The organism is Wolbachia endosymbiont (group B) of Rhopobota naevana, assembly GCF_947250615.1.
Classification (GTDB): domain Bacteria; phylum Pseudomonadota; class Alphaproteobacteria; order Rickettsiales; family Anaplasmataceae; genus Wolbachia.
In genome coordinates this window covers 137,333-159,970 of sequence record NZ_OX366333.1, presented here as the reverse complement: position 1 = coordinate 159,970, position 22,638 = coordinate 137,333, and the positions used below count along the sequence as shown (strand labels likewise).

Genomic DNA, 22,638 nt, shown 5'->3' with positions numbered 1-22,638 from the left:
TCAGTGCAGTTTAATTATTCTATGTTAGTATACACCAATAGAAAAAATTTCATCATATGTTCTGGAAAAAATTTACACAGGTTAATGAGGAAACCGTAAGAGAGAGCCTAAAAAAGGTTATAGAGAAGAAAAGTGGTAAGAATGTTGGTGTAGTATCCTCAATTATTATTAAAGGTAAAGATGTTGCTTTTGCTCTTGAAGTTACTGAGCCAAATGAAGAATTAAGAAAAAATTGTGAGCAAGCTGTTAAGGCGATACCGGGAGTAGGAAAGGTTACTGTAGTTGCTACTGGTCAAAAACAAGCTAGGCAACAAAAAGCTAAACTTCATATCGAAGGAGTGAAAAATATAATTGTCGTTGCTTCTGGTAAAGGAGGTGTGGGTAAGTCGACAGTTGCACTAAATCTAGCTCTTTCGTTAGCAGAATTAAAACATAAAGTTGCGCTAGTTGATGCAGATATATATGGTCCTTCGATTCCTAAAATGTTGGGCACTGAGAAATTAAAACCAGAAATACAGAGTGGTAAAGCAATGCCTATAGAGAAACATGGTCTCTATACTATTTCAATTGGCTATTTTATTGATAAGGACCGCGCAGTAATATGGCGTGGACCTATGATCACAAAAGCACTTTACAATTTGCTAATGGGAACAAGGTGGTCTGATATAGAATATTTAATCATTGATACACCGCCTGGCACTGGCGATGTACATTTAAGTCTGATGGAGAATTTTAGTTTAACTGGAGCAATAATAGTTTCAACTCCACAGGAGCTTGCTTTAATCGATGCACAAAAAATTTATGATATGTTCACAAAGCTCAGCGTGCCAATTATCGGCATTGTGGAAAATATGAGCTATTTTGTTCAAGATAATTCAAAAATACACATATTTGGAAAAGGTGGTGCAAAAAAAATGTCTGAAGAGCTGGGAGTCAAACTCTTGAGCAGAGTTCCTCTAGATCCGCAAATATGTAGTGCTTCTGATTGTGGAAATCCTTCAATACTAAGTGAGGATTTAGTAAGGATTTATGAAGGCATTGCTAAAGATGTTAGGTCTTTTGTATGCAGTCTATAAAGTTTTTTTAAACTACTTTTAAAATAGGTAGAATGTAATTTTAGGTGAATAAAATATTTCAAATGGCAGCAGCTACCTCGTATCTGAACAGACAATAGACTTCTTGGATAACTTAAGAAACAAGTAGTAGAAGCAATATTAGGGAAGGTATAAATTTTGAGCAGGTAAGTAAACTTGATGAAGAGAAGCTTCGAAGACTAAGAGGAGTAAAAAGAAAAACATTGGAAAAATAATAGAAATTTTAATAGAGGAAGAGGCCAAGAAAAAGGCAAGAGGAGGAAAACCAAATATATTTATTAATAGCACTCGAATATTTGTGTAAATACCGTACATATTTCCATATAGTGCAAAGCTATGGAATAAGTGAAAGTTCTTGCTAACGGCTGAATAGAAGATGCATTGATAAAACATCCAGATTTCAGGAAGATAAAGAGCTATTAAAGTTAAATAGGAGTATGCAAAAGTTTTATAAAAAGGGAATGTTTAACTCCCCCATAGAAGATCAAAAAATATCCTTAGGTTATCCAAGAAGTCTATTGTTGGTAAACATAAAAGGCTATTTGCCTTTTTATCTAGTTTATGCAGGAGGTCTATATTTATTGTTGAGTGTGATTTTAGGCATTTCTGCTAAAACGCAACTTTTAAATCGCCAAAATTTCTCCTTGCCTTTACTAATTCCGATTCTTGGAGTGCACACATAATCTGGTTTGAGGTGATATTCATAGAGACAAAATTCATGACTTATAGTAAGGTCTTGTTTATTATGTTCTTTTGTAATGTTTAATTTTTTGCACAGTATGCCTGGCCCGCCTAAATTTGCTTCAAGCGGTTCAGTGAGCTTTAATCCTCGTATTAACACTGCTGCTGGGAATCCTTCTGCTTCTGTTACAATATTTAGACAATAGTACATTCCATATATAAAATATACGTACGAAAACCCTGGCGTACCAAACATTACTGAGGTTCGATTAGTATAGCCTCTTGCTGCATGACAAGCTGGGTCATCCATTCCTATATACGCTTCAACTTCAGTTATTATTCCACTAAAATTAGAAAATTTCAGAATCTTCCCTAGCAGCTCCCCAGCTACGGTTAAAGTTGGCCGTTCATAGAAATTTCTTGGTAATATTGTGTTATTCATCATAGAAGTACAAGTTACTTACATTTGTAAGCAAGTTATACTATTTTTGCTTTTTCTTATTTATTTAGTCAAGAGCATCTCTGAGAAGTAGAAGTTGGTGTTGTTGTCACATTTGTTACATCTGTTGAAGGCTGCTGTAAAACCTTGACTGATTCAGAGCTCTTTTGTTGCAATTGCGGTACTAACGCTTCATATAAAGATTTTGGTTCACGTCTCTTACCTATTTTGACTTCTTTATTTGCACGCAACTGCTCTGCAGTAACACCGTTGCCTTCAAGGAGAGTTACACCATTATTACCATCAATGTTAACTTTAATTTTGCATTCTCTTCCATCAACATACCACTTTAAAGTCATTTCATATAACCCACTAATTATTTCATAAACTCTTTCCTCATTATCACTATCATTATTAATATAGCAACATGCCCCTCTCTTTTTTTCTTGATTAGGATGACAAAATGTAATTGTTCTTACACCATACTCTTTACATATACTACCGCCTAGAAGTTTAGCTATATCTACTCCTTCTTTATTAGCATGTAGCACAACTCTCACGGTAGGATAAACAATATTCTCTTCCCTTTTGCCTTCTTTTATCATTATGGACTCTATGGTATATACCTTCGATATCTCTGCCTTAATTTGGTCAGCAATCTTGCCTACAATCTCTTTACCATGATAGTGAGATTCTCCTTTCTTCGGAGAAAAAGGTTCTTTGTTTGTAGTATTAGTGTCTGGATCATTCTGTAACTCAAAGAATTTATCCCATTCTTCATCACTGTCTAATTTGATATATTCACGCTTGTTCTTGCCTGATACTGCATTCTGAATACTAGACGATCCTTCTGTTACAGTTGTACCAGAGCTATTGCCTTTACCTTTTAGAAGAACAAGATGCTCTTCTGACCTTTCTTCCTTACTCAACTTTGAAGCTGCATCACCAAAAGAAGGTTTCTCTACTATATGCGTGTAAGAACTTTTAACTCTACTCTCATTATCAGGTACTGTAGTAGCCCACAAAAGCTTTTTAATATAATCTAACATATGCCACCTCTTACCATTAACTAAATATCAGTATGCAAACTTTGCTATAACTAATCAATAACTAAATTTACTCCAAATAAAATGAGCTGATAAAAAGGTATAAATTGAGATTAGGTAAAGCTTTTGGTATAATATCTAGTTAATTTTGAATAGGCAGGTGATCTCAGCTACAAAGACGTTTTTTATCTCATTTATTTTTGGGTTTATTCTCTTTCCCTATTTTATAAAACTTCTAAAAAAGATAAGTAAAGATGGACAACCAATCAGATCATATGGACCAGAAAGTCATTTAATAACAAAAAAGAATATACCACCTATGGGTGGAATAATAATACTAACTTCTGCTTTATTACCAATCCTGCTTTGGACTCAATTAACACCAGAAATTTCATTGCTGGTATTTATAACTCTATTTTTTGCTCTACTTGGATTTATTGATGACTATTTAAAATTGAAGACAAATCACCACCGAGGTTTAAGTGCAAAAACCAAAATACTTATTCAGTTTGTCGTTACTCTGGTCTGTATGTTTATACTTAAGCTACAATCTGCTGAAGGTTTTACAAAAATTTCTCTATTTAGAGAAGTAGCAATCGACCTTGGCTATCTATATCTTCCGTTTGCTGCATTTGTAATTGTCGGCTCTTCTAATGCTGTGAATCTTACAGATGGCCTAGATGGCCTTGCTGCAACTCAAGCCATTACTTCCTTTGCTTTTTTGGGGCTAATTGCATACATCACTCAGACAGATGTAAACATTACTTTATTCTGCATTGCATTTATAGGAGCTATTTTAAGTTTCTTGTGGTTTAACACACATCCAGCAAAAATATTTATGGGTGATGTTGGAAGCCTATCAATCGGTGCAGCTTTAGGACTCACTAGTGTTCTAATTAAAAAAGAAATGCTTTTTGCCGTTATTGGAATAATCTTTGTAATAGAGACTTTATCTGTGATTATTCAGGTATCATATTTTAAATATACAAAATTTAGATATGGAGCAGGAAGAAGAATTTTCCTTATGACACCAATACATCATCACTTTGAAAAGAAAGGGTGGTCAGAAAATACAATAGTTATAAAATTTTGGATAATTTCTATTGCTTGTTCGATTTTTGCTTTAACTTTCTTATTATAGGAACTATGAAATATCCAGATTTCACATTAGAAGATACATTATCAGGAATTATAGCAGGAGTAGATGAAGTTGGAAGAGGTCCGCTTGCCGGTCCAGTGATATCTGCAGCTGTAATATTTACTGATAGAGATACGGTTATTGATGGAATAAACGACTCAAAAAAGCTAACCCCTAAGTGTAGGCAAGTTCTATACGAAAAAATAACGTCTGTTGCAAAATTTGGTATAGGAATGGCAAGCGTAGAAGAAATAAACTCATACAATATTTTGCAAGCAACAAAGCTTTCAATGAAACGTGCGTTGGCAAACTTGAATCTAGAACTAGATTATGTGCTAGTTGATGGTAATCAACCATCTGAAGTAAAATGGCAAGTAAAATCTATAGTGAATGGTGATAGCTTAAGTATATCAATCGCAGCTGCTTCAATCGTTGCAAAAGTTACAAGAGATCGGCTTATGGAAGAATTGCATAATAAACATCCTCAATATAATTGGTATAAAAATAAGGGATATGGAACAAAAGAACACCTCAGCGCTATTGGCCTTCATGGAATTACGAAGCACCATAGAAAGAATTTTGCACCTATAAGAATACTATAGCCTTTAATCACTTACCTTTTTTGAAAGGTATGTTTTCATTAAACAGGCAGACTGTGCTTGATCCGTTTCTTAAGGTAAATACCGAGCTTACTCTTTCAATTATCAGGTAGTCATCAACTGTACGAAAATTTATCAAGGATTCATATCCTGCAGAATCAACCATAAAAACTGCCGGGAAATCAGAGTTTATTTTATTAAATTGTAGATATGTAAATTTTCCGTCATCAAAAACCTTAATTGGTATTATTGATTGACTGCCTTTAACGTGCGAGATGGAATAGTTAAAATTCAAGCCTTTCTTTATAACCTCAATATCACTTATATCAGGGATAGTGGTATGACTAGCTTGCTCTAGAATATCACCGTTACTCGTTGAATAAATTTCATCACTGTTGAACAGTGGATAAAGAAACCTTACTTCATATGCTAACCTTGGATCATCTAGCCCGTTTGCTTCTTCAGCATGAAATTCGAAATAATAAACTCTTTTATTGGTAATTATAGTTGCATTAGTATCGGCAATATCATCTATAGGCTTAATAAATAATCTATTACCTTGAGGAAGGAGTTGCCAACCGGTTGCATCACCCATTGAAAGACTCTCTATTACCTCCCCTGGCTCAAACAATATGCTGGATTGATAACCATAAAAGCCCGTGTACTTATGTATAGCCTGTGGATTATAATTCATTACCTTTATGTGGTTATCACCAGCTATTGGTCTTGGTTCCTGTTTTGCAAGTGCATAACCACCACAAAAAAATAATAGTGCAACAAAGAGTACCCTAATCATAGTATCAAAATAAACTGATCTTTATTTTATCATTGATAGACATGTACTGCAACTATCAAACTATCCCAGTAGTAAGCGACAGAAAATGCAAGCTTCATAATAATTCATTATTGCAGGAAAAAGCAGGAAAAAATTCTTTAAACATTATTTTCATATATGTTAAAATGAGTTGTGAGGTAAATTAGGGAGTGTTAAATAAACCATACGCGTCAAGTTAAGGAAAAGTGGTATAAGGAAGAAAGGAAACGAAAAAAAACTATTTTATATATTAAGTAATAAAGTTATTAATTTATAGATTCTTCTGAAAAAATCATCTTCTTCTAGATAAGAACTCCCTAAAAAAATAAATGTAACAAATAAAATATCCATCTCAAATGTTGCTATATTTCACGATATTTCCTTAACTTGACGCGTATGGTTTATTTAACACTTCCTGCAAATTAACTACAGATTTTATGTCTAGGTTACTCCACAAAATTTTTCCTTTTCTTATCCAAGATTCAAATTTATAGTATCGATTCCTTTTTATGAAATATGAAGCCATCTCAAGTTATAGTTAAGCCTATATTCAGTGAATTACTTTCACAAGTGCAATTGATTTTAGTGTTATACTGTTCTAACAGTAAAGAAGTCATATAGATAATAATGTCTTTTGTATCCAAACGAATATCATTTTTTTTTGTTAATTTGCTCACTAATAATGTACTTATTGATTTATGTTCATTTACTACTTTTATAGTGAGTAGTGTTTTATCTTCTGTTTTAGTCAGTAAAATAGACACTAATTCAATTTGTGCCACTGCACTGATTATAGTTATCACCATATTGGAAATTATCTTATTTATTTTTTCAATTAAGTTTTCTGTAGGACATTCACTTACTCTCCACTGAAGCTTTACTTTTTTTTTAATAAATAATTTTCTATATTGGATTTAGTCTTAACAAAGCTGCAATTATCTGATGAATGAGAATACGCTTGCTTCATAACTTTATATTTATATATTAAATCATCGGAGCTTTCTTTAAGCAATGACAATGCTTCGTTTTGCATATTAGGGTTGTTTTCTTCAAGCTCTTCCAATCCACCCACTATCCCTTGCATAGAACTAGCAAAATCATGAAGAATTCGTCCTGATAGGCACTCTGTTATTAACATTATGTTTTTATTCATTGGATAAAAGTATAAATGATTTAAGTTAACCCTATATTGGTAGGCATGTAGTAGTCAATTTAAGAGAAAGTTTCGTTGCGCTTTTTGTGTCAAAGCATTAATGTAGTATTAATAATTATAAGATTTATGAAGGCGTTATGAATACTTATGCTAAATCTGGAATAGACCTTAAACTATATAATGAACTAATAAAAAAAGTTAAACCTATTATTGAAAAGACTAAAGGAGAAGAAGTAATTAGTGAAGTAGGATCATTTTCTGCATTGTTTGACTTTTCTTCGCTGAGTAAGAAATACGACCATCCAGTACTTGTTTCCTCAACTGATGGAGTGGGCACAAAACTATTAATAGCTCAAGAGGTGAATAAGCATGATACTATAGGTATAGACTTAGTTGCAATGTGTGTAAATGATTTACTTGCACAAGGAGCAACACCTTTATTTTTCCTTGATTACTTTGCAACAGGCGTTTTAAACAAAAACGTTTTATTGTCTGTAATCCAGGGCATTGCAGAAGGGTGCAAGGAATCTAAAATAGCATTAGTTGGTGGAGAAACTGCAGAAATGCCTGGAATGTATGGTAACAATCACTATGACCTTGCAGGGTTTGTGGTTGGTGTTGTTGATCGAAAGCAAATTCTTCCAAATTGTAGTATAATGAAAGCAGATGACTGTGTAGTTGGTTTAGAATCAAATGGAATTCACTCAAATGGATTTTCTTTGGTGCGCCATATTTTTAAAAGCTTAGGTATAAATTATAATGATATATCTCCATGGAATAATAAATCTTGGGGTGAAATATTACTTAAGCCAACAAAGATATATGTTGATTCTTTGTTGCCTATTATGCCAAAGGTAAAAGGCATTGCGCATATAACAGGTGGCGGGTTAATAGACAATATTCCAAGAATTCTCTCAGGAAATTTATTTGTAGACATAAATATTAATTCTTGGAAATGGCCAGATATATTTTTATGGCTGAAAGAAGAAGGCAAAATAGAAAAGAGAGAAATGTTAAAAACATTTAATTGCGGCATAGGTATAGTACTGATTGTAGATCCCGATAATATGAAGGATGTGGAAAGCCATTTCCAAAAGCGTGGAGAAAAAATTGAGATTATTGGAAAACTTGATGAGGCATGTAACCCTCCACTTGATAGAGTAGTATTTAGTTAGTCTAACTTTACTGACAGTCTTTTTGCAACTTCTGAGTATGCTTCCTTTAAGTTTCCTAGATTTAAACGGAAAACATCTTTGTCTAGCTTTTTATGCGTATTTTTATCCCATAGCCTACAATTATCAGGGCTGATTTCATCGGCTAAAATGATTTTAGTGCTGTTGTTTATCAATTTGCCAAATTCTAACTTGAGATCAACTAAATATATATTTGCATTTGAAAATAGGTCGACTAAGATTTTGTTGATCTTTAAAGTTGTAGTTTTAACTTCTTCCATTTCTTTATGGGATAACCAACCAAAATATAATATGTGATTTTCATTCACCATTGGGTCGGCTAGGTCATCATTTTTGTAAAAAAACTCGATTATAGGAGATGTAAGTGTCTCACCTTCTTTGATATTAAAACGTTTGCAAAAGCTGCCAGCTGCAATGTTTCTAACCACTATCTCAAGAGGTATTATCTTGAGTTTTTTGACTAGCTGTTCTCTTTCGTTTAGAGTGTTTATAAAGTGCGTGCTAATTCCTGCTTCTTCAAGCTTTTCCATGATAAAAGCACTAACATGATTATTAATTATTCCTTTGCCCTCAATAATTTCATATTTTTTCTTGTTGAACGCTGTAACATCATCTTTAAAGTACTGTATAACAGTTGATGAGTCTTCAGTTTCAATAATGACTTTGGCTTTACCTTCGTATATCGTTTTATTCAGTGACATATTTAATTTAACTATGTATCATATCAATTTACTGTTCTTAGAGTATAGCCCCAAATAACTTAAAATAAACCTTAATGGCGTTCAATGTTACAATATTAACCATATTTCCAGAAATGTTCCCCGGATTTTTGAACTATTCTCTTGCTGGAAGAGCGTTGGAAAAAAAAATATGGAATCTTGAAATAGTAAATATTCGTTCTTTTGCTAAAGATAAACATTCAACTATAGATGATGTTCCATATGGAGGTGGAGCAGGGATGGTTATGCGCCCAGATGTGATTGGTAATGCAGTTGATAATGTGCTTTCTGCTCATAAAAATACTAGATTTATTTATATGACTCCATCTGGTACAAAATTTAATCAGAGCATTGCAAAGGAGCTAACAGAAATTCCTCATGTAACAATATTGTGTGGTCGATTTGAAGGTGTTGACCAAAGAGTAATTGATGTGTATACTCCTTATGAGTTAAGTATTGGAGATTATATACTTTCGGGAGGTGAGCCAGCTGCAATGGTGGTTCTTGATGCATGTATTAGGCTTCTTCCAGGTGTAGTAAATAATTTCGATAGCGTTGCTGAAGAAAGTTTTAGTTATAGTGGTGGTATGCTTGAATATCCTCAATATACTAGGCCTGAGCAGTGGAGTAGGTACAAAGTTCCTAAGGTTCTGTTGTCTGGCAATCACAGAAAAATAAGTGATTGGAGAAGGGAACAGTCATATGTTAGAACAAAGGAACGTCGACCTGAATTGTTGAATGGAGATGATAAATGACAAACTTACTTGAAAAATTTAACGAACAACAAATACAAAGGTTAGCCAAAGAGATGCCAGCTTTTTGTCCTGGCGATGATTTGAAGGTCACTTTTAAGGTAGTTGATAGTACGGGTGAGCGTATACAGATATTTGAGGGCGTATGTATATCAAAAAGAAATCGTGGATTACACTCTTCTTTTTCAGTTAGAAAGGTAAGTCATGGAGAAAGTATAGTATCACAATTTTTTGTTTACTCTCCTGCATTAATTTCAGTACAAGTGATGAGAAAGGGAAAGGTCCGTAGAGCAAAATTATATTATCTGTGCAAGCTATTTGGGAAAGCTGCAAGGATCAAAGAACGTACTACTTATGTTAAAAAAAAATCTAAGTAGATACAATAGGGAGTGATGTCAATTGTATCATCTCAAAACTCTCTCTTATTATCCCAGTGTGTAGCGCACAACTGTACTTTGCCTCCTGCTGTGGTGTCATCCCAATGTTTGACACTGGGATCCAGATTCTCCTTTTGGTTTGTGCTTTCATGGAAAATATAAAAATTATTTGCAGGCAAAGCCTGTTAGATCTCAGTGTCAAGCACTGGAAAAAGGGGAAAGTCTTTTCAAATCCTCATGTAAAGAAAAGTAAATGGGTATAATAAAGAAAAACTTCCTTAAGTTACTTCAATCTAAGCGCGTACATGCTCGTGTAAAAAGAAAAAATAAAAAGAACAGCATTTTATGCTTTTGCTCTTTTACAGCACTGATTGTCTCAATTGGGTGTCCTATATGTATATTACTAAGTATATTAGTTAACTCTTACAGTGCTTTAACAGTAACGAAAATTTTATTGCCAGTTGAAATAAATGCTGATCTTATTTTAACTAATAATCCTGGTGATTTACGATATAAGTCCATTAGACTACTCAATAACTCTTTACATAAAGTGTTTGAAGGAATTGACTTTAAAGACAGTGACGAAATTTTAAGTCGTAATTCTTACAAAGAACTAGAGAAATTTTTTCGTAAGAAAGTAAAAGATAGTGGTGAATATGAGATTTGGTTTACCGCATCGAGTGTGATCAATTCACTATATAAAAATAAATGTTTGAATGATCATTATGCTAAATTACTTGATTGGTTAAAAGAGAAGGGAAGAGTAAGAAAATTTTTTAATAAGTCTCTGTTTCTTAAGTCTGATTCTCGTGAGCCTGAGAATGCAGGGATTTTAGGGGCATTTATCGGTTCATTAATGACAATTATAGTATGCTTAGCGTTGGCATTGCCAATAGGAATTATGTCAGGTATCTGTCTTTATGAATTTATGCCTAGAAATAGGCTAATAACCAGTATTGTAGAAATTAGCATGAATAACCTTGCTGCAGTGCCTTCGATAATATTTGGTGTGGTAGGACTGACTCTCTACTTTGGCATATTTGGTTTACCCCGTTCTTCACCGCTTGTTGGCGGGATGACTCTTTCATTTATGATGCTGCCTAATATTATTATTGCAACAAAAAATGCCTTTACAAACGTTCCTATTGCAATAAAAGATGCAGCGTTTGCGCTAGGTGCACCTCACATCAAGGTGATATTGGATCACTCTTTACCGATTGCGTTGCCACGGATAATACATGGTGCAGTGCTTGCAATTGCAAGGATTTTAGGCGAATCTTCCCCTTTACTTATGATAGGCATGGTAGCATTTATTGCTGATACACCTACATCCTTCTTCGATCCGGCAACTGTTTTACCTGTACAAATATACATATGGTCAAGTAGTCCTGAAATTGCATTTATTGAGCTTGCTGCCATTGCAATTATAGCTTTATTGTTAATGCTATTTGCTTTGAATTTAATAGCAAATTTTGTAAAAAGAAAGTTCGAGTTTTTTGATTCATGAAAATTACAATCCTATCTGGTTATGGCTTAAATTGCGAAAAAGAAACTGCATTTGCATTTATGGAATGCAGCAGAAAGCTTGGTATTAATAATATTGAAGTAAAAATCGTTCACATTAATGATATTATAGATAATCCAAGTGAACTGAAATTAAGCAATATACTTGCAATTCCAGGAGGTTTTTCCTATGGTGATGATACTGGTGCTGGTAATGCATTTGCTTTGCGTATAAAAAACAACTTGTTAGACGAATTTCAAAATTTCTTATCTCAGGATAAGCTTATTATAGGGATATGTAATGGTTGCCAGATATTAGTAAAATTAGTTCCAGAATTCTCTAATCTAGCTTTAACCTCTAATGATATAGGTAATTACCAATGTCGTTGGATTAGAGTGAGAGTTAATCCGCAGAGTAGTTCTGTTTGGCTACGGGGCCTGAGTGAGCTATATCTTCCTGTTGCTCATGGAGAAGGCAGGTTTTTTATGGATCAAGATATTTTAAATCAATTGATTGAAAATAATTCCGTTGCACTGCGTTACGTTGATGAAAATGGTGACTATGCAAATTTACAATTTCCTTACAATCCAAACGGATCTATATACGACCTGGCAGCTTTGTCAGACAAAAGTGGTAGAGTTTTAGCTTTAATGCCTCACCCAGAGAGAGGAATATTTTTTACTCAGCAGGACAACTGGCCTCTTGAAAAAGAAAAATGTAAACGTTCAGGAGTGGCTATGCCAAAATATGGTGATGGAATGCTCATATTTGAGAATGCACTAAAATATTTTGCGTAAGTATTACAATACGTTACATACAACAAGTTTTTAAACCATAAAAAGTTACTTGATCAGGTCCTGTTATGACAATAAATCCTTATTTTTGATCTGCAGAGTAGCTTTCTCTAACGTTAGGGATATAATTGTTCCACTTTCCAATTGCTTTTCTCAACAAGAGTATATCTAAATCTAGTGTGTCTCCTATATTCACCTTCTTGCCAAAATTCAATTACCTTTGGGATTACGCAAAATCCCACCCAAAAGTCAGGACGAGAAACTTGTGTATTGTGAAATTCTTTCTCTTTCAATTCTATAGCCTGCTCAAAATCTTGCCAATTTTTCAGAACTCTTGATTGTTTTGAGCACCACGCGCTAATTTGACTATCACGTGCTCGAGAGGAGAAATATTCGTCAGCCTTTTTGCCGCTTAGAAGCCTAACTTCTCCTTCAATTCGTACTTGTCTAGAAAATTCTGTCCAATGAAATACGAGTGCAGCTTTGGGGTTCTCAGTCAATTCTTTTCCTTTTCTACTGTTTACGTTAGTAAAGAACACAAAACCTTCTTTACTATATTCCTTTAGTAATACCACTCTTGCAGATGGAATGCAGTCTTTGCTACACGTTGCTAGCGTCATTGCAGTTGACTCTTTACACGGAAAATTAAGTACTTCTTGATACCACTTTGAGAACAAATCAAAAGGATCTTTTTCAGGTAAGAGTGTCATATGCAAAAATAAAATTTAATTCTGACATGCATTGCAAAAATAAGTGCTACGACCATTTTGTCGTATAAGTGTTATGATATTGTTGCAGATTCTGCAAGGTTTTTGCACTTTACCATATACGTAAAAGTTATTTTGAAAGTATCCAGCAGATCCAGATGGTTGTGCATAATCTTTCAGTGTTGAACCACCAGCAGCAATTGCATCACTCAGAGTATTTTTTATTTCGATAGCAAGTTTTTCGCACTCTATATATGTTAAATCTTGTGCTAGCCTAAGTGGTGATATTCGAGCTCTAAATAAGCTCTCAGAAGCATATATGTTACCTACGCCAACTATTAGCTTATTATTCATTAATACTGATTTGATATTTGCTTTTCTGTTCTTTAGCAACTTCTGTAAATAATGTCCGTCAAATTCATCTGTGAGGGGTTCTATTCCTAGGTTATTAAAAAAATTTAGTTCTTGCTCTCTGTTTAAAACAATCACTAATCCAAACCTTCTTGGGTCATTAAAGATTAGTGAAGTGTTGTCAGAAAATAAGAATATCACATGATCATGTTTGTTCTGTGCTTGATTGTCTTCAGCATATATAAGCTTTCCACTCATGCCAAGATGTATGATGACAGCCATACTACCATCTATATTCGAGATTATATATTTACCTCTACGCTTGATATCATTTATAACTTTGCCCTTTAGCAAATCATCAATATTCTTCGTTATTGGTACACGCAAATTCCAATTATTGACTGTAACATTACTTATTTTCTTATTTTTGATTTTATCAAATAAGAAGTTAGAGATTACTTCCACTTCTGGGAGTTCTGGCATCTTGTCTACTCTGTTGCTGTTTTTTTCTTTTTAGAATATTTTGCTTTAAAGCTTTTGCCAATCTTTTTCTCTCTTCTTCTTTTTCCTTATTTTTTTTCATGTTATTCATTATCATAATACGTGAACTTGCCGTTGTAGCTCAGGTGGTAGAGTACGTCATTGGTAATGACGAGGTCCCAAGTTCGAATCTTGGTAACGGCAGTTTAGAGGACGATATTCATAAAGTCAATCCTCTAGATGCTAATTAGATTATAGAAAAACGTCTAGTAAATACCTTTTATACACTACCATTAAGCTGCTTTTTCAGTATTACTATTCAATAATACCTGCCGTAATTTTTCTTTAGAAAATCCATGCATTAAAAGAAATTGTATAATCCTTTGCCAAAAATCCCTCACAATATACTGAAGGATTATTAAAACTTACGTTGGCAGGGTTAAACCTGTTACCATAACTTCCCCCACCACAAATATTTTCATAACAACACTGCTTACAATCATCAGGCCTATTTTCCATATCACTCAAAAAGTTATTAAAAAATTTATCTGATAAGAACTTAGCCCAACTAGTATTGCTGATGTTATATTCAACAAATTTATGAGGGACACATGTTCTCAAATCATCTAGTGGACCGAGATCACCATTGTTGGAAACACATATTAACGGTAATACAAAAGGACTTCTCTTGCCAAATCCTTCAACTCTTGAATAATTACCGTAAAATAGCTCTAATGAAAAATTATATAGAAATTTCTCTATCCTTTTTGTGATAGTTCTCAGTCAGGTCTTCTTTTATCTTATCTGCCCAGCATATATTACCATGCCCTCCACCATCTCTATCAAACTGACAATGGCTATTGTGATTATTTCTACCATGAAAATTATCTGAAAGCTTTTCTATTCTTTTAAGTATGACACTACTACTAACTTGACCGATATTAGCGCTAAGAAGCTCTAATAATAAATCCACTTGTTTTTCTTTATTGTTTACCATAATTATTTTGCCTTAAAATAGCAAAGTCTAGGTTTACTATAGCTTTTGTCAAGCATTTATCTGAGCTATTTATATATTGGAATGCTACTCGTTATTTTGTTGGCTTTCAAATGTATAACTTTCGGTATCTTGTTTTCAAGGACTTTTAACTTAATATTACCACTATTAAAGTCAATACTATAACACTTTAGTTCTTGACCATCCTTGAGTCCCATATTATGGCAATCACCACCTAATTTAACCCCACGTATCTTTTGTAGCTCTAGACTTCTGGTTAAGTTAAAGCATATATCACTATACTTATCAGTATCTTGGAAAGTTAAATTTTTATTTAGTAATCTGCTGGGTAGTAATTTGAGAAGTATGCTAGAATCTCTTATAGAGGCTATGATGTCTTTTATAAGGTACTCTGGTAAGTAATGTTTTAAATGACTTGCAAATAAGTCAACATTAAAATTAACTTTCTTTGAAGTTATTTCACTTATTATACTATTTATAGTAGTCAATAAGTTATACCTTCCATTACTAACCTCATTTAATTTCTCATCAATTATTGTTGCAAGGATAAAACCTTTGTTATAGCTTAGCATACTTATGCTTTGATCAAGTAAATGTTTTTGATTTATTTTTTCGAAATCAATATTAGGTATTAAAGAATTAAAATACTCTTTTAAAGTAATATTAATTATTTTTAAGTACTCATCTTTATCAATAAGTTTCGTGTCAAGTAAGGTTTTCACTCCATAAAATTCCGTAAATCCTTCAAAAAACCACTTATATTTTATTTCATTTTTCTTATCGTTGTCTTGCTCTATTATATGTCCTATATATCTGTGAATTAATTCATGTGATATCACTCTAGTATAATCTTTGATATTTTTTTTTAAGCTTCCCTCAATAATTACATAGTCCTTTCCTGCAGCACCTGTAGTTCTACTAAGATTGGGATTATCAACAAGTACTATATTATACGGCTTACTTTCTAGTATGAATAAGTTATCTTGAGCTAAGATAATTTTATTAATAATATTTACAAGACTGATACTATTATGAGTATTGGTATAAAGCTTATTTCTTTTATCAAGATCAAAACTTCTAAAATCGTCAGTTCTAATAATTTTTTCTATATTATCAAAAGGTTTTCTAAAAGGTAAAAAATCAGGTAAGTTTTTTAAATGTGATGAAGAGTTATCTAAAGCAATAGCAGAATGCATATACTGAATGTATATAAGGAAAAAACAAATAATATAATTTAATAGACTGTGTACATTTTTAAGCTTAATGTTTGCCATAAATAAAACAGGACATTGAAGAAGTGTAAGTAATTACGATTAAGCAAATATAATTTATTGCTAAGTAGGTGATAAGGATAATTTTAATTATCTCTTTAAAACTTTACTCTTCCCATATTATTGAACACCTTATAATAAAGGCTGAGAAAAAAGTTATAAAGGATCCATATTCTTATCATCATATATAAGCATTGCTACTATAGTAATAACACTAAGAATAACTATAAGTTTCTTTGAATGATAGTTGAAGCTTGATTGAAATTTTGAGGCTATAAAAACCGCAGGTACCAGTTGGTTTTTATTAGCTAAAGTAAAGGTCAAGTATCTGGAATTCTGAACATAAAATCCCCCTGTGAAAAAAAGATTAGAAAAAAATGCAGTGCACATACGACAGAAATTAAGTATGTGTGTATGCACCCACATACGCTGAAGAGGATACGCTACATTTTTTTATGAGTTTGATTGTTTAATAAAAAAAAGTCTGCAGACAAAGATAAATTTTTGAGCTCTAAAAGTATCTCTAATTGTCATTATAATCAGATTTAGAATATGCGGAAGTAATTTTTTAGCTATAAGAATATATTATAGAAAAAAGGAACCCAAAAGTTAGCGTTATTGGTAATCCAACTTGGTGTAACGGCACTGTAGACCTTACAATAAAGACTGAGAGGAAAGTTACAAAGGAAGATTATCATGCTTCTTCCATATTCTTTCTACTTTCTTGTTTTTAAGTAGCTCTAATGCTTTGTGAAAGTGATGCCTTGTTTTACTTGGCACTATAATGTCATCAATGTATCCATGTGATGCAGCAAAAAATGGATTAGCAAATTTCTCTTTATATTCTTTGATTAACGTTTGCTGTTCTTTTTCATGCCTAAATATAATTTCAACTGCACTTTCAGGGCCCATTACAGCTATCTCAGCGGTTGGCCAAGCATAATTTATATCACCTTTTAAATGCTTTGAGTTCATAACAATATATGCACCACCATACGCTTTTCTAGTGATAAGGCTAATTTTCGGCACGGTCGCTTCAGCGTAAGCGTAAAGCAGTTTCGCTCCGTGTTGTATTATATTATTGTATTCTTGATTCGTGCCAGGTAAAAACCCTGGAACATCAATAAGTGTGATGATGGGAATGTTAAATGTGTCACAAAATCTTACAAACCTTGCAGCTTTTCTTGAAGAGTCAATATCCAAGCATCCTGCAAGGTGCATAGGTTGATTTGCAACAACACCAATAGTATTTCCTCCAATTCTGCCAAAGCCAATTATGATGTTACGAGCAAAATCGGGTTTTAGTTCAAAAAATTTCCTTTCATCACACACCTTTTCAATGAGTTCATACATATCATAAGGAGTATTAGGATTACTAGGAACTAGAGTGTTCAAAGATTCATCAACATCATCAATTAAGTCGCAGATTGGTACAGTTTTTGGCAACTCTTGATTATTTGCTGGCAAAAAGGTGAAGAATTTTCGCATTTCTAGTAGCATTTCAACTTCATTATTGAATGCAAAATCTGCTACTCCTGTTTTGCTCGTATGAATTTTTGCTCCACCGAGATCTTCGTGGCTTACGTTCTCGTATGTAACTTTTTTCACTACATCTGGTCCGGTTATAAACATGTATGAGCTATTTTTTACCATGAAAATAAAATCGGTTAGCGCTGGAGAGTAAACTGCACCGCCAGCACATGGGCCCATGATTAGAGAGATTTGTGGTATAACGCCTGATGCATTTACATTCCTTTGAAAAATTTCTCCGTAACCAGCAAGGGAATTTACTCCTTCTTGGATTCTGGCTCCACCAGAATCGTTTAGTCCGATAATTGGAATTCTGGCATTAATTGCCATATCCATAATTTTGCATATTTTTTTTGCATGTGATGCACCAAGTGATCCACCAAAGACAGTGAAATCCTGAGAATAAACAAAAACTTTTCTGCCATAAATAGTACCATGGCCAATTACAACTCCATCACCTAAAAAATCAGCATTTTGCATGCCAAAATCAGTTGCGTGATGCTTCACAAACTTATCATACTCTTGAAATGAATTTTCATCGAGCAATATACCCAGCCTTTCTCTAGCGGTTAGCTTTCCTTTTTCATGTTGCTTGTTAACTCTATCAGGACCTCCTCCTTTTTCGGCTTCTAATGTTTTGATCTTTAGAGTTTCTAGTATTTCAGAGTCTTGCATGTAGTAAAATAACTTTCAAATTGGTTGTAAACTTTATTGAGCTTACAAATCCTATTGATTATACACATACACCGTTGCTGCATGCAACGGTGTATGTGTACGATAATTAATGCGCTAGCAATTTCTATTTAATATTTTGAGAATGCTGAGACTCACTAACATTCTGTGCACTTGCACTTGTTACACCTGTTGATGGATTAATTGTTATAACTTCTCTTTCAATTCCTTGTAAGTTTGAAGCCAATGAGACCAATTTTGCTAGAGTCATGTCATTATATTTATCCATCTTCTTATTCTCATAATAGCCAATTTTTATTTTTACAGCTTTGTTTTCCTCGAAGTCCTCAGGACTTATATTATCACTTAAATCAGTACAAAATACGTTACCATTTCCACTAATATTTAAAGCAATACTGCAATCTCTATCATCCACTTTCCAGTTAAATTTAATTATACAAGACTCATTTAGTATTTGATAAAGCCTTACACCATCATCACTTTGTGAAACACTCACCAACCTTTTATCTTCTGGAGATACCAATGTAAAAGCTCCAATTTTTGGATTACTATCCTTTAAGACTTTACCAGGAAATGAGTTATCAAATTTTAACTCACCTCTGCCTTCTTTTAACGATACCCATACAGTAAATGATTTATCTTCTTTTCCTCTCAACCTCACATCTACAGAATCATTACCTGTATATTCAGCAATTCCTTTTCGAATTACACTCAGAAATTTCTTAGTTTCTTCATCATTGTCACTCAAAAAAAGCTCCTTATTTGCATGTGACCGGGATGGATCATTGAGATTCTCCAATGCTTTAGCTAAAGTTATATAGTTATATATACGTGTCCTGTTGTTATAAGGTGTCCCTAATTTATAAATTTTAGGAGTTAATTGAGCAACTTGATCGAAATTCATTATTAAAGTTTCATTTGCATTATGCATAGCGCCTCCAATTTTACATAATAAACTTAAGATAAAATATCCTAATTTTAGGATGGGTATATAATCTATCAAGTCAATAGTTAAACTAAAAAATTTTGATTATAATTTACTATGTATAAAATACGCTCTTAAACTATGCTGAAAATAGTCATAATAGGTCTTCCAAATGCAGGCAAGTCAACTCTATTTAATAGGCTAGTAAGAAGAAAAGCAGCGGTAGTTAGTGACATTCCAGGAGTAACGAGAGATAGGCGTGAAGGAATTGGAAGAATTAGTGATTTAGAGTTTAAAGTTATAGATACAGGAGGATGGAATGACCAAACCAGTTTTTCACTACAAGTTATTGAACAAATAGAGTTTTCTTTATTAAGCGCAGATGTAATTTTTTTTCTTGTTGATGCAAAAGTGCAAAACGAGCAGAACAAAGAGTTTGCAAAGTGGCTGAAGAGAAAAACGAACAAACCTGTAATACTAATAGCAAACAAATGCGAAAGTCATAAATCGGAAAATGTTGATTATTTGCAGTTCTTCAACTTCATAGGTCCGGTGTATATCTCAGCCGAACATAATCTTGGTATGATTGATCTTTATGATGTATTAGCTGGTGTTATTGAAGATTTTAACAAAAAAACTGAGCTGCCTGAAAGTGAGTCCATTAGACTGAGGATTGCAATCATCGGTCGCCCAAACGTTGGAAAATCAACTTTTTTAAACAGTTTACTTGCAGAAAATAGACTAATAGTAAGCTCAAAACCTGGTACCACGCGTGACTCTGTGGATATTTCATACGACCATAATGGGAAATTAATCACTCTCATCGATACTGCGGGAATCCGCAGAAAGGCAAATGTTGTTGATAACTTAGAATCAAGATTTGTTGAAAAAAGTATAGAGTCAATAAAGCGCTCTCATGTAGTGATTTTAATGCTAGATTCCTTGCTTGGCGTTGAGCAGCAGGATTTATCAATTGCTGAAGCTGCAATTAAAGGGGGGAAGGGAATTATCATTGTTTTAAATAAGTGGGATTTAATAGGTAAGGATGACAGAAGTAAGTTAATAAAATTTGTCAAACAACAGGAAGTGACTCGGTTATTTTTGGAAGTGCCAACTGTAACAATTTCTGCATTGAAAGGCATGCGCTGTGGTGATGTGATAGATAAGTGTCTTGAAGTGAGTGAATCCTTAAACAAGAAGATCAGCACTGCAAAACTGAATAATTGGCTAATAGATGCTGTGGAAAAACATTCTCACCCACTTATAAAAGGTAGAGAGATTAAAATGAAGTATATTGCTCAAATTGGCACCAAACCTCCAGCTTTTTCTTTGGTATGCAACGTCCCGGAAAGTGTTGATGAGAGTTATAAACGTTATTTGACTAATGGTCTTAGAAAAAACTTCTTTGTTGAAGGCGTACCAGTCAGATTGCTTTTGAAAAAGAATAAGAATCCCTATGTAAAGTAGGTAATCTTGTTTTATTAATAATATAGTTTTTTATCTTATTAATATTCTTAATAAGTAAATAATATTACTTAAATAAGTAGTTGATAAATTAATATTATATAGTAAAGTATTAACTTGTTTAGTACTTTTGCTATGAATTATAAAGGACAAGATTTAAGGCCTGGATCTCCACATACTTTCACGGTTGATACACCTTTAGTATTTCAGTGGCTTCCAAGGCGATATGGATATCCGATCCCAGAAAAATATTTGGAGAGATTGAGCGAATGGGCAAAAAGAGAAGATACGCGTGTAGTGAAGTTAGTAATAAATGGATCTGGTTTTACTCCTACGCAACGTAAAGAGTTGGAGAATAAAATATCAAACAGAGAGTTTAACCCAAACAAAAACATAGAGCTTATAGACTTTAATGAGCTGGATTTAGGAGAGTATGAATTTAGCTTTCACTTACAAACAGATAAGAAAACAGAACTATCTAAATGTCCTTTATACACTGTATCTCAATATTTCAAAGATCTATACTCTATTACAGAAAGTAAAAGATTATCTTTTGGTGTTGAGATAGACAGTATGCGTATATTTATGTTGTTGGTATTGAAATCTCCTATGATCTATTTTGATTTTGATATCTTACCTAAAGAAGATAAGAAAGTTGGTGAGATTCAGGCTGTGCATGGCTTTTTGGCTGCTGAAAATGACAGAAAAGGTTATGACTATGATGGTATAGCAAGTATTGAAAATGCTATCATTGCTCTAAGCGATGCTGGTAGAGTAAAAATTATGGAAATTTACAATGAAGTAAAGAATAAGTTTCAAAAAGATTATCCTTTGTTTAAGTTATCAGAACATGAGATTTACAAAATTATGGAAGAGATAGTATATTTCACTCTTTCTAATGACGTTCTTCTTCTTATATCTAGCTATCAAGATTCTAACAAACGTTACAATAGACGTTTGGAAGAAGCAAGATTGCTTATGCAAGAAACATTTGGGTTTAAAACCAATGGAGGAGAAGTTGATATTCAATATGACAATAGCTGGACGAAAAACAAGGATGAATTGTATACCAAAGAAGAAATTGCAAAAATAGATAGTGATACTAGAGTTGCAACTGATATGAAAGGGCTGATTACTGAACCAATATACAACGGCGAGCATATGTATAGAGGTGTAAAAGTAGTAACATAGTACTTAGTGTTCTATCGTTACATGAAACGTTGTCAAACAAGAGTTGACTCTTCACAGATATTGTAGTAATTCATTAACTATGTCAGATGTAAATAACAGTTCTACAATCTTTTTGCTGTCAAGTGCCGCTGCTCTGATTTTTGCATATGTGCTAGAGTATTTCTTCAATATGCTACCATGCAAGTTATGCATATACGAGCGAGTAGTTTACTATGTTACAGGGCTACTTGCAGTTGCGTACATGTTCAAAGACAACAAAATCCTAATCTATGCGATGTTTTGCAGCTATCTCATTGGTGCAATAATATCTTTTTATCATGTAGGTCTTGAACTCCACTTATTTCATGATGTTTTAGGCTGTACAGAGCAAGCAAGTGGTAACGTTAGCATAGAAGAGCTAAGAAATAATCTATTAAACCCTAACTACTCTCCGTCTTGCGACAGACCTCATTATATTTTTGGTGTTTCGTTAGCAACATGGAATCTTATTTATCTTATAGTAGCTCTATTCTTATCAGGTAAAATGTATTGTGGAGAAAGAAATAAGGTACAACAGTAACTGGTATAGACGCTGTACTTGTGCGTTACTTGGTGCTGTCCGTAATTTAAAAATTTGGCAAGTCACACCCACTGATTCTTGCACAGCTGTACGAACATTATGGTTCAGCATGCCAGTGCCCTCTTTCTTGTCATCCGAGTAGCTGAAAC

25 protein-coding genes, 1 tRNA gene and 1 pseudogene are annotated in these 22,638 nt (G+C 33.4%); 13 read left to right on the top strand and 14 right to left on the bottom strand.

The features are described from left to right. Positions 1–56: 56 nt before the first annotated feature. Entirely contained in the window at positions 57–1,076 is a 1,020-nt protein-coding gene (locus OOL01_RS00870; RefSeq protein WP_264686898.1) for an Mrp/NBP35 family ATP-binding protein, read from the top strand. Between the two features lie 149 nt (positions 1,077–1,225). After that, positions 1,226–1,453 (top strand): annotated as a pseudogene (locus tag OOL01_RS00865) (helix-turn-helix domain-containing protein); the annotation flags it as partial. A 200-nt stretch (positions 1,454–1,653) separates the two neighbouring features. Here the strand turns inward: OOL01_RS00865 and OOL01_RS00860 are convergent. Together OOL01_RS00860 and OOL01_RS00855 are read right to left on the bottom strand one after the other, a co-directional pair. Beyond that, positions 1,654–2,217 carry a DNA-3-methyladenine glycosylase gene (locus OOL01_RS00860; RefSeq protein WP_010403621.1) on the bottom strand — a complete coding sequence of 188 codons (564 nt, stop codon included), beginning with the start codon at positions 2,215–2,217 and terminating at the stop codon, positions 1,654–1,656. A gap of 68 nt (positions 2,218–2,285) precedes the next feature. Beyond that, entirely contained in the window at positions 2,286–3,263 is a 978-nt protein-coding gene (locus tag OOL01_RS00855) for a hypothetical protein (RefSeq protein WP_264686897.1), read from the bottom strand. Positions 3,264–3,420: 157 nt separating this feature from the next. On the opposite strand from OOL01_RS00855, the gene mraY reads away from it, so the two are divergent. Continuing rightward, the gene (mraY, locus tag OOL01_RS00850; protein ID WP_007302271.1) at positions 3,421–4,401 is read left to right on the top strand and encodes a phospho-N-acetylmuramoyl-pentapeptide-transferase; all 981 of its coding nucleotides are present in this window, start codon (positions 3,421–3,423) and stop codon (positions 4,399–4,401) included. Between the two features lie 5 nt (positions 4,402–4,406). After that, positions 4,407–5,000, top strand: a complete 594-nt coding sequence (locus tag OOL01_RS00845; RefSeq protein WP_264686896.1) for a ribonuclease HII — start codon at positions 4,407–4,409, stop codon at positions 4,998–5,000. Positions 5,001–5,007: 7 nt separating this feature from the next. Here OOL01_RS00845 and virB9 read toward each other — a convergent pair whose 3' ends face one another. The 3 genes from virB9 to OOL01_RS00830 form a co-directional block, all read right to left on the bottom strand. Beyond that, positions 5,008–5,793 (bottom strand): P-type conjugative transfer protein VirB9, encoded by a 786-nt coding sequence (gene virB9, locus OOL01_RS00840; protein ID WP_007302273.1) that lies wholly within the window; start codon positions 5,791–5,793, stop codon positions 5,008–5,010. A gap of 545 nt (positions 5,794–6,338) precedes the next feature. Next, on the bottom strand, positions 6,339–6,704 hold the full coding sequence (locus tag OOL01_RS00835) for a histidine phosphotransferase family protein (RefSeq protein ID WP_125855783.1): 366 nt from the start codon (positions 6,702–6,704) through the stop codon (positions 6,339–6,341). After that, the gene (locus OOL01_RS00830; RefSeq protein WP_012481935.1) at positions 6,689–6,964 is read right to left on the bottom strand and encodes a hypothetical protein; all 276 of its coding nucleotides are present in this window, start codon (positions 6,962–6,964) and stop codon (positions 6,689–6,691) included. The genes OOL01_RS00835 and OOL01_RS00830 overlap by 16 nt, the downstream gene beginning before the upstream one ends. Before the next feature lie 137 nt (positions 6,965–7,101). On the opposite strand from OOL01_RS00830, the gene purM reads away from it, so the two are divergent. Then, the gene (gene purM, locus OOL01_RS00825; RefSeq protein WP_264686895.1) at positions 7,102–8,139 is read left to right on the top strand and encodes a phosphoribosylformylglycinamidine cyclo-ligase; all 1,038 of its coding nucleotides are present in this window, start codon (positions 7,102–7,104) and stop codon (positions 8,137–8,139) included. Here the strand turns inward: purM and purC are convergent. Next, entirely contained in the window at positions 8,136–8,858 is a 723-nt protein-coding gene (purC, locus tag OOL01_RS00820; protein WP_010403657.1) for a phosphoribosylaminoimidazolesuccinocarboxamide synthase, read from the bottom strand. The genes purM and purC overlap by 4 nt on opposite strands. Positions 8,859–8,932: 74 nt before the next feature. Here purC and trmD point away from each other — a divergent pair, with 74 nt between their 5' ends. The 4 genes from trmD (at position 8,933) to OOL01_RS00800 (ending at position 12,306) form a co-directional block, all read left to right on the top strand. Continuing rightward, complete coding sequence (gene trmD / locus OOL01_RS00815; RefSeq protein ID WP_010403659.1) at positions 8,933–9,631, top strand: tRNA (guanosine(37)-N1)-methyltransferase TrmD; 699 nt, start codon at positions 8,933–8,935, stop codon at positions 9,629–9,631. Further along, entirely contained in the window at positions 9,628–10,005 is a 378-nt protein-coding gene (gene rplS / locus OOL01_RS00810; RefSeq protein ID WP_007302278.1) for a 50S ribosomal protein L19, read from the top strand. The genes trmD and rplS overlap by 4 nt, the downstream gene beginning before the upstream one ends. Before the next feature lie 253 nt (positions 10,006–10,258). Then, a complete protein-coding gene (locus OOL01_RS00805) occupies positions 10,259–11,512 on the top strand; it encodes a PstA family ABC transporter permease (RefSeq protein ID WP_264686894.1) in 1,254 nt (417 codons plus the stop codon). Continuing rightward, positions 11,509–12,306: a phosphoribosylformylglycinamidine synthase subunit PurQ gene (locus OOL01_RS00800; RefSeq protein WP_064085770.1), complete on the top strand. Its 798-nt coding sequence runs from the start codon at positions 11,509–11,511 to the stop codon at positions 12,304–12,306. The genes OOL01_RS00805 and OOL01_RS00800 overlap by 4 nt, the downstream gene beginning before the upstream one ends. A 113-nt stretch (positions 12,307–12,419) precedes the next feature. On the opposite strand, the gene pdxH is transcribed toward OOL01_RS00800, so the two are convergent. Genes pdxH through OOL01_RS00785 form a run of 3 tightly spaced genes read right to left on the bottom strand, consistent with a single transcriptional unit; the run spans position 12,420 to position 13,953 of the window. After that, entirely contained in the window at positions 12,420–13,013 is a 594-nt protein-coding gene (gene pdxH, locus OOL01_RS00795; RefSeq protein ID WP_006014087.1) for a pyridoxamine 5'-phosphate oxidase, read from the bottom strand. Positions 13,014–13,028: 15 nt separating this feature from the next. Continuing rightward, positions 13,029–13,844, bottom strand: coding sequence for a bifunctional DNA-formamidopyrimidine glycosylase/DNA-(apurinic or apyrimidinic site) lyase (gene mutM, locus OOL01_RS00790; RefSeq protein ID WP_264377530.1), 816 nt, complete (start codon positions 13,842–13,844; stop codon positions 13,029–13,031). Next, positions 13,810–13,953: a hypothetical protein gene (locus OOL01_RS00785; RefSeq protein ID WP_164819321.1), complete on the bottom strand. Its 144-nt coding sequence runs from the start codon at positions 13,951–13,953 to the stop codon at positions 13,810–13,812. The genes mutM and OOL01_RS00785 overlap by 35 nt, the downstream gene beginning before the upstream one ends. A 19-nt stretch (positions 13,954–13,972) precedes the next feature. Between OOL01_RS00785 and OOL01_RS00780 the strand changes: the two genes are divergently transcribed. After that, positions 13,973–14,045, top strand: a tRNA-Thr gene (locus tag OOL01_RS00780). 141 nt (positions 14,046–14,186) lie between these two features. Here the strand turns inward: OOL01_RS00780 and OOL01_RS00775 are convergent. From OOL01_RS00775 to OOL01_RS00755, 5 genes are all read right to left on the bottom strand, one after another. Next, the gene (locus OOL01_RS00775; RefSeq protein WP_179943622.1) at positions 14,187–14,360 is read right to left on the bottom strand and encodes a hypothetical protein; all 174 of its coding nucleotides are present in this window, start codon (positions 14,358–14,360) and stop codon (positions 14,187–14,189) included. Positions 14,361–14,583: 223 nt separating this feature from the next. Continuing rightward, complete coding sequence (locus OOL01_RS00770) at positions 14,584–14,838, bottom strand: hypothetical protein (protein ID WP_019236861.1); 255 nt, start codon at positions 14,836–14,838, stop codon at positions 14,584–14,586. Between the two features lie 65 nt (positions 14,839–14,903). Then, the gene (locus OOL01_RS00765) at positions 14,904–16,052 is read right to left on the bottom strand and encodes a M61 family metallopeptidase (protein WP_264686893.1); all 1,149 of its coding nucleotides are present in this window, start codon (positions 16,050–16,052) and stop codon (positions 14,904–14,906) included. A 753-nt stretch (positions 16,053–16,805) separates the two neighbouring features. After that, entirely contained in the window at positions 16,806–18,332 is a 1,527-nt protein-coding gene (locus OOL01_RS00760) for an acyl-CoA carboxylase subunit beta (protein ID WP_264686892.1), read from the bottom strand. Between the two features lie 124 nt (positions 18,333–18,456). Next, positions 18,457–19,281, bottom strand: coding sequence for a hypothetical protein (locus tag OOL01_RS00755; RefSeq protein WP_264686891.1), 825 nt, complete (start codon positions 19,279–19,281; stop codon positions 18,457–18,459). A 135-nt stretch (positions 19,282–19,416) separates the two neighbouring features. On the opposite strand from OOL01_RS00755, the gene der reads away from it, so the two are divergent. The 3 genes from der (at position 19,417) to OOL01_RS00740 (ending at position 22,489) form a co-directional block, all read left to right on the top strand. Beyond that, the gene (gene der, locus OOL01_RS00750; protein WP_264376004.1) at positions 19,417–20,742 is read left to right on the top strand and encodes a ribosome biogenesis GTPase Der; all 1,326 of its coding nucleotides are present in this window, start codon (positions 19,417–19,419) and stop codon (positions 20,740–20,742) included. Positions 20,743–20,874: 132 nt separating this feature from the next. Next, complete coding sequence (locus OOL01_RS00745) at positions 20,875–21,930, top strand: hypothetical protein (RefSeq protein ID WP_264686890.1); 1,056 nt, start codon at positions 20,875–20,877, stop codon at positions 21,928–21,930. A gap of 79 nt (positions 21,931–22,009) precedes the next feature. Beyond that, complete coding sequence (locus OOL01_RS00740; RefSeq protein ID WP_264686889.1) at positions 22,010–22,489, top strand: disulfide bond formation protein B; 480 nt, start codon at positions 22,010–22,012, stop codon at positions 22,487–22,489. Positions 22,490–22,638: the final 149 nt, after the last annotated feature.